Source organism: Nocardia sp. NPDC019323 (assembly GCF_044389845.1).
Taxonomy (GTDB): Bacteria; Actinomycetota; Actinomycetes; order Mycobacteriales; family Mycobacteriaceae; genus Nocardia; species Nocardia implantans.
On sequence record NZ_JBIRYN010000006.1, the window covers coordinates 121,089 to 133,142 of the forward strand.

Annotated in this window: 6 protein-coding genes; 5 read left to right on the forward strand and 1 reads right to left on the reverse strand. The window is 70.4% G+C overall.

Going from position 1 to position 12,054, the window contains the following annotated elements; all coding sequences use genetic code 11:
- Positions 1-8: 8 nt before the first annotated feature.
- The 4 genes from ACH49X_RS22695 to ACH49X_RS22710 all read left to right on the forward strand — a co-directional run bounded on the left by ACH49X_RS22695 (position 9) and on the right by ACH49X_RS22710 (position 7,852).
- On the forward strand, positions 9-4,901 hold the full coding sequence (locus ACH49X_RS22695; protein WP_357209309.1) for an ATP-dependent helicase: 4,893 nt from the start codon (positions 9-11) through the stop codon (positions 4,899-4,901).
- Positions 4,902-4,937: 36 nt separating this feature from the next.
- Positions 4,938-5,720, forward strand: coding sequence for an Fpg/Nei family DNA glycosylase (locus ACH49X_RS22700; RefSeq protein ID WP_195080529.1), 783 nt, complete (start codon positions 4,938-4,940; stop codon positions 5,718-5,720).
- Positions 5,721-5,858: 138 nt separating this feature from the next.
- Entirely contained in the window at positions 5,859-7,220 is a 1,362-nt protein-coding gene (gene hpnE, locus ACH49X_RS22705) for a hydroxysqualene dehydroxylase HpnE (protein ID WP_195080528.1), read from the forward strand.
- A 56-nt stretch (positions 7,221-7,276) separates the two neighbouring features.
- Complete coding sequence (locus ACH49X_RS22710; protein ID WP_195080637.1) at positions 7,277-7,852, forward strand: TetR/AcrR family transcriptional regulator; 576 nt, start codon at positions 7,277-7,279, stop codon at positions 7,850-7,852.
- A 7-nt stretch (positions 7,853-7,859) separates the two neighbouring features.
- Here the strand turns inward: ACH49X_RS22710 and ACH49X_RS22715 are convergent, their stop codons facing one another.
- Positions 7,860-9,593 carry a glycerol-3-phosphate dehydrogenase/oxidase gene (locus ACH49X_RS22715; protein WP_195080527.1) on the reverse strand — a complete coding sequence of 578 codons (1,734 nt, stop codon included), beginning with the start codon at positions 9,591-9,593 and terminating at the stop codon, positions 7,860-7,862.
- Positions 9,594-10,508: 915 nt separating this feature from the next.
- On the opposite strand from ACH49X_RS22715, the gene glpK reads away from it, so the two are divergent.
- Entirely contained in the window at positions 10,509-12,008 is a 1,500-nt protein-coding gene (glpK, locus tag ACH49X_RS22720) for a glycerol kinase GlpK (RefSeq protein ID WP_357209327.1), read from the forward strand.
- Positions 12,009-12,054: the final 46 nt, after the last annotated feature.

Consider the following 12,054-nt stretch of genomic DNA (forward strand, 5'->3'; position numbering starts at 1 on the left):
CTGAACCCATGGCCCAGTTCTCCCGCGCGACCCAGGAGTGGTTCGACGGCGCGTTCCCCGCGCCGACCTCCGCTCAGCTCGGGGCGTGGAAGGCGATCGCGGCGGGCGAGCACACCTTGGTCGTCGCGCCCACCGGGTCCGGCAAGACCCTCTCGGCGTTCCTGTGGGCGATAGACCAGCTGGCGGGCCGGGAGCGGCGGCCGGAGCGGGCGGGCACCTCGGTGCTGTACGTGTCCCCGTTGAAGGCGCTGGCGGTGGACGTGGAACGCAATCTGCGTGCGCCGCTGGTCGGTGTCACGCAGACCGCCAAGCGCCTGGGACTACAGCCCCCGGAGATCACCGTCGGCGTCCGCTCCGGCGACACCAGCGCGTCGGATCGGCGGTCCATGCTGCGCACCCCGCCCGACATCCTGATCACCACGCCGGAGTCGCTGTTCCTCATGCTCACCTCGGCCGCGCGCGAGACGCTGCGGGAGGTGCGCACGGTGATCGTGGACGAGGTGCACGCGATCGCCGGCTCCAAGCGCGGTTCGCACCTGGCGCTGTCGCTGGCGCGACTGGATCTGCTGACCGAGCGGCCCGCCCAGCGCATCGGGCTGTCGGCGACGGTACGGCCGCCGGAGGAGGTGGGGCGGTTCCTGGTCGGCAACGCGCCGATCACGCTGGTCGCGCCGCCAGCGCCGAAGACGTTCGACCTGTCGGTGCGCGTGCCGGTGGCGGACATGACCGAGCCGGGCGACTCCGACCAGCCTGGATCGATCTGGCCGCACGTGGACGAGGCGATCGTCGATCTGGTGCTCGAGCACCGGTCCTCGATCGTGTTCGCGAACTCCCGCAGGCTGGCCGAGCGGCTCACCGCCCGGCTGAACGAGGCGTACGCGGCGCGGCTGGGCGAGCCGGTGGAGACCGAGCACAAGCCGCCCGCCCAGCTCGGCCCGTCCACCGAGGTGATCCACGGCGCCGGGCCGTTGCTGGCGCGCGCGCACCACGGCTCGGTCAGCAAGGAGCAGCGAGCGCTGATCGAGGACGATCTCAAGAGCGGGCGGCTGCGCTGCGTGGTCGCGACCAGCAGCTTGGAACTGGGCATCGACATGGGCGCGGTGGACCTGGTGGTCCAGGTGGAGGCCCCGCCATCGGTGGCGAGCGGGTTGCAGCGGATCGGCCGGGCGGGGCATCAGGTCGGCGAGATCTCGCGCGGGGTGATCTTTCCCAAACACCGCACCGACGTCATCCACTGCGCGGTGGCGTCGCAGCGGATGACGGCCGGGCAGATCGAGGCGATCCAGATCCCGGCGCATCCGCTGGACATCCTCGCGCAGCAGACCGTCGCCGCCTGCGCGCTCGACCCGATCGACGTCGACGCGTGGTTCGACGTCGTGCGCGGCACAGGCAGTTACGCCTCGCTGCCGCGCTCAGCCTATGAATCGGTGCTCGACCTGCTCTCCGGGCGGTATCCCTCCGACGAGTTCGCCGAACTGCGTCCCCGGCTGGTCTGGGATCGCGACGCGGGCACCCTCACCGGGCGGCCCGGCGCGCAGCGGCTGGCCGTGACCTCGGGCGGAGCGATTCCCGATCGCGGCATGTTCGCGGTGTACATGGTGGGCGAGAAGGCCTCGAGGGTCGGGGAACTCGACGAGGAGATGGTGTACGAGTCCCGGGTCGGCGACGTGTTCGCGCTCGGGGCGACGAGCTGGCGGATCGAGGAGATCACCTTCGATCGGGTGCTGGTGACGCCCGCGTTCGGGCAGCCGGGCCGGTTGCCGTTCTGGCACGGTGACGGGCTGGGTCGCCCCGCCGAACTCGGCGCGGCGCTCGGCGAGTTCGTGCGCACGGTCGCGCAGGACCGCGCCGCAGGACCGGCGAGTGCGGAGAAGACGTCGCGGCGCGACGGCGGTACACCGCCGAAAACGTCCAAAAGAACTCGCGCGCAGTCGTTTCCGAAGAGCATCGACACGGGCGGCGCGGCTGCCGTAGCGGTGCAGGAGCCGGTCGCGGACCTCATGCTCTCCGCCGGTCTGGACGACAACGCGACCGCCAATCTCCTGACTCTCCTGGACGAACAGCGCACCGCGACCGGCCACCTGCCCACCGACCGCACCCTGGTGGTGGAGCGGTTCCGCGACGAACTCGGCGACTGGCGGCTGGTGCTGCACTCGCCCTACGGCCTCCCGGTACACGCCCCGTGGGCGCTGGCCATCGGCGCGCGGTTGCGGGAGCGGTTCGGCGTCGACGCCGCGCCGAACGCCTCCGACGACGGCATCGTCGTGCGGCTGCCCGACACCACCGACGATCCGCCCGGCGCCGAACTGTTCGTCTTCGAGGCCGACGAGATCGACGACATCGTCACCGAGCAAGTGGGCGGCTCGGCGCTGTTCGCCTCCCGATTCCGGGAATGCGCCGCGCGCGCACTGCTGCTGCCGCGCCGCGACCCGGGCAAACGAGCCCCGCTGTGGCAGCAGCGGCAGCGCTCGGCCCAGTTGCTGGACGTGGCGCGCAAGTTTCCCGAGTTCCCGATCCTGTTGGAGACGGTGCGCGAATGCTTGCGCGACGTCTACGACCTGCCGTCGCTGCGCGAACTGCTCGGCCAGGTGGGGCGGCGGCGGATACGGCTGGTCGAGGTGGAGACCGCGACGCCGTCACCGTTCGCCAACGCTCTGCTGTTCGACTACATCGGGCAGTTCATGTACGACGGCGACAGCCCGCTGGCCGAGCGGCGCGCCGCCGCGCTGTCGCTCGATTCCGGCCTGCTCGCCGAACTGCTCGGCCGGGTCGAGCTGCGCGAACTGCTCGACGCCGCGGTCATCGAGCAGACCGAGCGCGAACTGCAGCGGCTCACCCCCGAGCGGCACGCGCGCGACGCCGAGGGTCTGGCGGATCTGCTGCGGCTGCTCGGGCCGCTCACCGCCGCCGAAGCCGCCGAGCGCTGCGAGGACGACCCCGTCGGCTGGTTCGAGAGCCTGGTGTCCGCCCGTCGTGCGCTGGAGGTCTCCTTCGCGGGGCGCACCTGGTGGGTCGCGGTCGAGGACGCGGCCCGGCTGCGCGACGCGCTCGGGGTTCCGCTGCCGATCGGCACGCCGTCGGCGTTCATCGAGCCGGTGGCCGATCCGCTCGGCGATCTGATCGGCCGCTATGCCCGCACCCACGGCCCGTTCGGCACGGAGGCGGTGGCGGCCAGGTTCGGCCTCGGCACCGCGGTCGCCGCTACCGCGCTGCATCGGCTCGCCGCGGAGAAACGCGTGGTCGAGGGCGAATTCACGCCGGGGGCGGCCGGGTCGGAATGGTGCGACACGCAGGTGCTGCGCCGACTGCGCCGCAGGTCGCTCGCCGCCGCGAGACATGAGGTCGAGCCGGTCTCGACCGCCGCGTTCGGACGATTTCTCCCGTCCTGGCAGCACGTCGGCAGTGGCGAGCTGCGCGGCGTCGACGGCGTAGCGGCCGTGGTGGAACAGCTCGCGGGCGTGCCGATCCCCGCGTCGGCCTGGGAATCGCTCGTCCTGCCCGCGCGGGTGCGCGACTACACCCCGGCCATGCTCGACGAACTCATGGCGACCGGCGAGGTGATCTGGTCCGGGCACGGCGCGATCACCGCCAAGGACGGCTGGATCGCGCTGCATCCGGCCGAGCAGGCGCCGTTCAGCCTCGCGCCGCCGGACGACATCGAGCTCACCGAGGTCCAGTTGCGCCTGCTCGCCGCGCTGGGCGCGACCTTCGTGCCGTGGACGCCACCCGGCCGAGCGGAAGATCGAGTGCCCGTGCCGTTGGACGAGCCGGATCCGCCCGTCGGCAGCGCGGCCGACGGTCACGGCGCGCACCGGCGCTCCGATGTGGCCGAGCCCCCTGGTAGCGCCACACCGAACGGGTCGGGCGACGGCCGACGTGGAAGACGATCACCGGTCGGTCCGGAAGACGCGGCCGGTGTGGGGAATCCGGTCTCCGCTGCTCCCGCGGAACGCCTGATCCCCGTGCCGCAGGGCGGCGGCGCGTACTTCTTCCGCCAGCTCTCCGACGCCACCGGCCTGCTCGACGACAGCGCGGCGGCCTCGGCACTGTGGGAACTGGTCTGGGCCGGAATGGTTTCCGGTGACACGTTCGCGCCGGTGCGAGCACTGCTGTCCGGCACAACCCGGACCACCACGGCCCACCGCACGCCCCGGCGCGCGCCGCGGGGGCGGGCCTACCTGCCCCGGCCGAGCATGCCCACCCGTTCCGGCCCGCCGTCGGTCGCCGGGCGCTGGTCCCTGCTCCCGGAGCGGATCTCGGACAACACGCTGCGCGCACACGCGACCGCGGATCTGCTCTTGGAGCGCTACGGCGTGCTGACCAGGGGGTCGGTACAGAACGAAGGCGTACCGGGCGGGTTCGCGCTGATGTATCGGGTGCTCACCGAGTTCGAGGACCGTGGCCGCTGCCGTCGCGGCTATTTCGTCGATTCGCTGGGCGGCGCGCAGTTCTCCACCACCGATGTGGTGGACCGGCTGCGCTCCTTCGACCCAGAACGCGCCCGTCCCGAGTCCAGGGAGCCGACCGGCACGGTGCTGGCGCTGGCCGCCTGCGATCCGGCGAACCCGTACGGCGCGGCACTGGCCTGGCCGAAGAGCGACGTCGAGGGCGGGCATCGCCCGGGACGCAAAGCCGGGGCGCTGGTCGTGCTCGTCGACGGCGAACTGGTCTTGTACCTGGAGCGGGGCGGCAAGACCCTGCTCACCTTCACCGAGGACCCCGACGCCCGCCGCGCCGCCGCCGCGGCGCTCGCCGACCTGGTCCGCCGCCGCAGGGTGGACTCGCTGGTCATCGATCGGGTCAACGGAGAGACCGTGCACGGCAACACGTTCGCCGGATTCCTCACCGAAGCGGGTTTCTCCGCCACCCCGCGCGGCCTGCGCCTCCGGAGCCGCCCGTGAGCCCGCGACCCTACGCCGACGCACCGGAGTCGCCCCATGCCTGAGGGGGACACCGTCTTCCTGGCCGCGAAGCGGCTCCGCGCGGCCTTGGTGGGAAAAGAACTGACGCGCAGCGATTTTCGTGTCCCGCGGTACGCCACGGTCGACCTGCGCGGTCAGGTGGTCGAGAGCGTCGGCAGTTACGGCAAGCACCTGTTCATCCGGACGCCGATCGTGAGTGTGCACACCCATTTGAAGATGGAGGGCAGCTGGCGGGTGTTCCACTGCGGTCAGCGCTGGACGAAACCCCGCGTCGCCGCGCGGGTGGTGTTGAGCACCGCGGATGTCGAGGCCGTCGGATTCTCCTTGGGCACCGTCGAGGTCGTGCGGGTACGCGACGAGCACCGCGTCGTCGACCATCTCGGCCCCGACCTGCTCGGCCCGGATTGGGATGCGGCGGAAGCCGTCCGGCGACTGGAGCGGTATCCCGACCAGCCCATCGGCGTCGCCCTGCTGGACCAGCGCAATCTGGCCGGTATCGGGAACATCTTCCGCAGCGAGGTCTGCTTTCTGCGCCGCGTCCACCCCGCGACCAGGGTGGGGGATGTCCCGGATCTGCTGGCCTTGGTCAACGAAGCACATCGCATTCTCACCGAGGCGGTCGCGAAGCCGCCCCGGCGCCCTCTGGCCTATGGCCGTACCCATCGCCCGTGCCAGCGCTGCGGCACCCCACTCGTGGCCGGCCTACTCGGTGACAGCGCACCGGATTACGACCGGGTGGTGCAGCGGGAGCGCGGCATCTTCTTCTGCCCTCGCTGTCAGCCTGTTCCGGCGGAATGATCGTTTCTCCCGGCATCCGGACGCGGTGATCCGCCGCTCCGGTAATTCGCTGTGTCCCAGTCGATATCAGCCGACAACTCTTGACGCGCACCTCCCGCCCACCTAACTTACAAATTGTCAGTTATGACGGGAGGCAGCATGAGCGACCCACGGCGATACGTGGTGATCGGTGGCGGACTGGCCGGGCTCGCCTCGGCGGTCTGGCTGGCGGAGGCGGGCAAGCAGGTCACCCTGCTCGAGCGCAGAGGCAGGCTCGGCGGACGCACCCACGCCATGCGCGCCGAGGCGGTGGACGATCCGCCGGACAACGGCCAGCACGTGATCGCCAGCGGATACGACCACCTGTTCCGCTATCTGACGAGCGTCGGCACACGCCAATACGTCGCTTTCCCCCACGGCGGCACACTGCGCTGGCCCGGCGGGCGCAGCGTCACCATGCGCACCAAAGGAATCGCCGCACTGCGCACGCTGTCCGGCGCGCATCCCGACGCGAACCCGCTCGAGCGCGTGCGCGCGACGATCGCCACGCTCCGGCTCGGCTGGCAGTGCCTGCACCAACCCGCCGACCTGCCCGACCTCACCACGGAACAATGGTTCGACCGGGTCGGCATGCCCGCCAAAGCCCGTGAGGCATTGTGGGATTGGCTGGCCCTCGGCATCGCGGCGGAGCCGGTGCAGCGGGAGTCGGCGAAGGTGTTCGCCGATGTACTGGCCACCGGCATCCGGCTGGGCCTGCGTCACCGGCAGGCCGTCGACATCGGTTATCCCACCACCGATCTGGACACGTTGTATGTCACCGGGGCGCTGCGGGTCTTCGAGAAGCACGGTGTGGAAGTGCGCTACCGGGCCGTTGCCCGCCGTATCCATATCGCGGACGGAAAGGTGACGGGCGTCGCGTTGGCCGACGGCAGCACGATCCCGGCCGACGCGGTGGTGTGCGCCGTGCCCAACTCGAACATCGGCGGCTTGCTCGACGAACTGCCCGAGCACGCCGAGATCTACGCGGCGGCCGACAAACTGGGTTACACGCCGATCGTCAGCACCAATCTCTATCTCGACCGCCCGCTGGGGACCACGGCCGAGTTCGAGGCGCTGATCGGCGGCACCGGCGTCATCGACGAGGTCTTCGATCGCCAGCGGATGACCGGGCGCAGCACCGAGAAGGCATGGCTGTACTGCCTGACCACCAGCGGCGCCTACGAGCAGATCCACAAGTCCAGCGACGAGATCGTCGCCGAGCAGATGGCGTTGCTTCGCCGCTACTATCCGGCGGCGCGAGCGGCGAACGTGGTGCAGGCCCAAGTCGTGCGCATGCCGAAAGCCACCTTCTCGCAGGTCGTCGGCAACCACGCGTTGCGACCGGACCAGCGCACTTCGGTGCCCACCTTGGCGCTCGCGGGCGACTGGACCGCCACCGACTGGTCGGCGACGATGGAGAGCGCGGTGCAGAGTGCGGCGCGGGCGGTCGAACTGCTGCTCGAGCTACCTTCGACGGCGTGACCACGGATCGCTCCACGGCCGAGCGCGGCACCACCGAGGCGCGGCCCAAGCGCAGGATGTCCGCCGCCGACCGCCGCACCCAACTGCTGAACGTGGCGCGCGACATCGTCGCCACCGAAGGCTTCGGCGCGGTCAGCATCGAGCGGGTTGCCCGCGAGGCGCGGGTGGCTCGCGCGCTGGTGTATCAACAGTTCACCGATCTGTCCGGGCTGACGTCGGCGCTGCTGGACCGCGAATCGGCCATCGCGTTCGCCGGTGTGCGCAGCGTGGACTGGGATCACGGTGACGTGGACCGGGTCGGCCGCGGCATCCTCGACTATCTGCACGCCGCGCCGACCAGCTGGCGCATCATGCTCAGCCCGTTCGACGGTGGGCCGCCGGAGCTGCGGGAGCGGCTCTCACTCGGTCGCGCCTACGCGCGTGCGATCGGCGCGCGCCACCTGTCCCGCTATCTCGGGGTCACCGTGGATCCGAACGGCCCGACGGAGCGAATCCTGCTGGCCGCCATGGAGGAACTGGCCCGGCTGCACCTCACCGACCCGATCGAGTACCCGGACGAACTGGTACTGCGCTACCTGCGCTCACTGGTCGCCTGGGCGATGGGGGTGGAAGCGCGCGCCGACCGGGACTGATCACCGCTCAGCCCTCCGACGGCACCGGCTCCAGAATCTGCGGGCGCGGCTCGGGCGCGGCGATCCGCAGGGCGTCGGCGGAGGCGTCGTCCGGTTGGGTCTGCGAGCGGATCTCCGCCTCGACCCGCGCCTGATAGGTGCGCACTTCCCGGTCGATCTCCTCGTCGTCCCAGCCCAAGACCGGCGCGACCAGCCGGGCCACCTGCTCCGCGCAGTTGGCTCCGCGATGCGGATACTCGATCGAGATCCTGGTCCGGCGGGCCAGGATGTCGTCGAGATGCAGCGCGCCCTCGGCCGCCGCCGCGTAGACCGCCTCCACCTGCAGGTAGGACGGCGCGTCCGTGATCGGTTGCAGGAGTTCGGGTTTGTCCTCGGCGAAGGCCATGACCTCGGAGATCAGCGACCCGTATCGATCCAGCAGGTGCTTGATCCGGTACGGATGCACCCCGTAGCTCTCGGCCAGCTGCACCGTCTGATTGACCAGCGCGAAATAGCCGTCGGCGCCGAGCAGCGGAACCTTCGCGGTGATCGACGGCGAGACGCGGGCCGGAATGTCCTGCGCCGCTTCGTCCATCGCGTCGATGGCCATCACGCGATAGGTAGTGTACTTGCCGCCGGCGATGCCGACCAACCCGGGCGCGACCCGGGCGACGGCATGTTCGCGCGAGAGCTTGGAGGTCTCGTCGCTCTCCCCGGCCAGCAGCGGGCGCAGGCCCGCGTACACGCCGTCGATGTCGTCCGGCGTGAGCGGCTGGACCAGCACCTCGTTCACCCGTTCCAGCAGGTAGTCGATATCGGCCTTGGTCGCGGCCGGATGCGCGAGGTCGAGATTCCAGTCGGTGTCGGTGGTGCCGATGATCCAGTGCGCGCCCCAGGGGATGACGAACAGCACCGAGGTCGCGGTGCGCAGGATGATCGCGGTGTCGCTCACGATGCGGTCGCGGGGCACCACGATGTGCACGCCCTTGGAAGCCCGCACATGGAACCGGCCGCGCTGATGCGACAAGGCTTGCACTTCGTCGGTCCACACGCCGGTCGCGTTGATCACCACATGGCCACGGACCTCGCCCGCGCGTCCGTCCTCGGTGTCGCGCACCTTCACGCCGACCACCCGGTCGGCCTCCCGCAGGAACCCCACCACCTGCGTGGACGTGCGGATCACCGCGCCGTAGTGCGCGGCCGTGCGCGCCACCATCATGGTGTGGCGTGCGTCGTCGACGACCGTGTCGTAGTAGCTCACACCCCCGATCAGCGAATCGCGCCGCAATCCGGGCGCCAGCCGCAACGCGCCCGCCCGAGTGAGATGCCGCTGTCCCGGCACGGATTTCGCCCCGCCCATGGTGTCGTACAGCACCAGGCCCGCCGCCACGTACGGCCGCTCCCACACGCGATTGGTCAGCGGATACAGGAAGCGCAGCGGCTTGACCAGGTGCGGCGCCAGCATGGACAGCGTGAGCTCGCGCTCGCGCAGCGCCTCGCGCACCAAGCCGAACTCCAGCTGCTCGAGGTACCGCAGCCCGCCGTGGAACATCTTCGACGACCGGCTGGATGTCCCGGACGCGAAATCGCGGGCTTCGACCAGCGCGACCTGCAAGCCCCTGGTCGCCGCGTCCAGCGCGATGCCTGCCCCCACCACGCCCCCGCCGACGACGACCACATCGAAATGATCCTTGCCGAAGCGCTCCCAGGCCGCCCTGCGCTGCTCCGGCCCGAGAAGCTGCGATTCCGGTTTCTTGGCCATGCTCGACTCCTCCAGCCGACGCGGATGTGTCCGATCGAGCGTTCAGCTCCAGGCTAGGCGAAGCCGCCGCGAATCGACCGCCCGCGCCCCGATCCGTGTCGCCCCGCCCTACTCATCGGTAACAAGTTCAACCCTAACCGAGAGACGAACCATTCCCCGGCCCAGTGAGCTACCCGACACCGCGCCCCACGCACCACCAAGCCCATCGACCGGATATCCGCGCCCACGCCTCAGCGGTCACCCGCACATCGAGTCATGGGCGGCCACCGCACCCCTGTGCGACCGGATCGAGACCGAGCATTGCTCGATTCGCAGCCAAAGCATGTCCGATCGACCGCACGAAGTCCTCGCCGTGGAGCGAGCGGGCCTCGGACACGCAGAGCACCACCCACCCGACTCGCACCCAGCAGCCAGTAGCCAGCACGCACAAACCACCGAAGCGACCTCCCAGCCCACCAGGCGCCTACAGACCACGACGGCCCTGCTCCCCACGGCCACTTGCGCACGCCATGAGTCCCCAGACCGGTCGAGCTGACACCCGACCGCGCAGCGCATGACGTCCAACGAAGAGGCACCGACGCCCCAGCTCATCCCCACCACCCCGCTGAGGGAAGCCAGACCGAGCCTGCGCCGTTCGCGGCCCGGGTCGCGTCCGAGCCGATACCGGCCACCACAGACCGCGTGAGCTCGATACCGACCTTCGACATCTACGCGCCCAACCCACCGCAACCACGTCTTTCGAGCGAAGCGAGACCGAGCATCCGCCGTTCGCGGCCCGGCTCGCGTCCGAGTGGCCGCCGCGTCCGCGACGAAGTCGCCAGCGGCGGTCGCTCGGACGCGAGCCACAAGGGGGCCGCGAACACCCAGCGCCGCAGGCGCTGGAGAACCAACACAGCGGCCAAATAAACTCAGCCCATGCGTCGCTATGTGGCCGCCATCGACCAGGGCACGACTTCCAGCCGGTGCATCGTCTTCGACCGGCAAGGGCGCGTCGTCGGCGTCGCCCAGCGGGAGCACGAGCAGATCTTCCCGCGACCGGGCTGGGTGGAGCACGATCCCGAAACCATCTGGCGCAATACCGAACTCGTTCTCGGTGAGGTTCTCGAGCGTGGCGGCCTCGGCGCCGACGACATCGCCGCGGTTGGCGTCACCAATCAGCGCGAGACGACCGTGGTGTGGGACCGCGAGACCGGCCGGCCGGTGTACAACGCGATCGTCTGGCAGGACACCCGCACCGACCGGCTGTGCGCCGAACTGGCCGGCGACGCGGGACCGGCCCGCTATCAGGACCGCACCGGCCTGCCGTTGTCCACCTATTTCGCCGGGCCGAAGCTGCGCTGGATCCTGGACAACGTGCCGGGCGTGCGGGAGCGCGCGGAGGCGGGCGAGCTGTGCTTCGGCACCGTCGACAGCTGGGTGCTGTGGAAGCTCACCGGCGAGCACATCACCGACGTGACCAACGCCTCCCGCACCATGCTGCTGGATCTGCGCTCGTTGCAATGGGATTCGGAGATCTGCCGGGAGTTCGTCGTGCCCGAGTCGATGCTGCCGCAGGTGCGCAGTTCCTCGGAGGTCTACGCGCCGATCGGTTCGGGACCGCTGGCCGGGGTGCCGGTGGCGGGCATCCTCGGCGACCAGCAGGCCGCCACTTTCGGCCAGGCGTGCCTGGCGCCCGGCGAGGCCAAGAACACTTACGGCACCGGCAATTTCATGTTGCTGAACACCGGAACCACGCCGGTGTTCAGTAAGCACGGCCTGCTCACGACGGTGTGTTACCGCCTCGGTGACGCGGACGCGGTATACGCCTTGGAGGGCTCCATCGCGGTCACCGGCTCGCTGGTGCAGTGGTTCCGCGACAATCTCGGCATCATCTCCTCCGCCGACGAGATCGAGCCGCTGGCCCGCAGCGTCGACGACAACGGCGGCGCCTACATCGTGCCCGCCTTCTCCGGGCTGTTCGCCCCGCGCTGGCGCCCGGACGCGCGCGGCGTGATCACCGGGCTCACCCGCTTCGTCACCAAAGCGCACCTGGCGCGGGCGGTGCTGGAATCCACCGCGTTCCAGACCCGCGAGGTGGTCGACGCGATGCGCGCCGACGCGGAGTCCCAGCGGCTCGGCCTGGAGCTGACCACGTTGAAGGTGGACGGCGGCATGGTCGCCAACGATCTGCTGATGCAGTTCCAATCCGACGTGCTCGACGTGCCCGTGGTGCGCCCGGTGGTCAACGAGACCACCGCGCTGGGTGCGGCGTACGCGGCCGGGCTGGCTGTCGGCTACTGGGCGGGCACCGACGACATCCGCGACAACTGGACCGCCGACAAGACCTGGCATCCGACCATGCCGGAGGCGGAGCGCGAAGAGCGCTTCGCCGCGTGGAACAAGGCGGTCGAGCGCACCTACGGTTGGGTGGACTGAAAACGCGCCGAGTCCGCTTCCGCTACCGAAAGCGGTGCTCCCGAAT

Bases quoted from the DNA above. Each gene is read 5' to 3' on its own strand.
- ACH49X_RS22695 (WP_357209309.1), top strand. From the start codon at position 9: ATGGCCCAGTTCTCCCGCGCGACCCAGGAGTGGTTCGACGGCGCGTTC.
- ACH49X_RS22700 (WP_195080529.1), top strand. From the start codon at position 4,938: ATGCCTGAGGGGGACACCGTCTTCCTGGCCGCGAAGCGGCTCCGCGCG.
- hpnE (WP_195080528.1), top strand. From the start codon at position 5,859: ATGAGCGACCCACGGCGATACGTGGTGATCGGTGGCGGACTGGCCGGG.
- ACH49X_RS22710 (WP_195080637.1), top strand. From the start codon at position 7,277: ATGTCCGCCGCCGACCGCCGCACCCAACTGCTGAACGTGGCGCGCGAC.
- ACH49X_RS22715 (WP_195080527.1), bottom strand. From the start codon at position 9,593: ATGGCCAAGAAACCGGAATCGCAGCTTCTCGGGCCGGAGCAGCGCAGG.
- glpK (WP_357209327.1), top strand. From the start codon at position 10,509: ATGCGTCGCTATGTGGCCGCCATCGACCAGGGCACGACTTCCAGCCGG.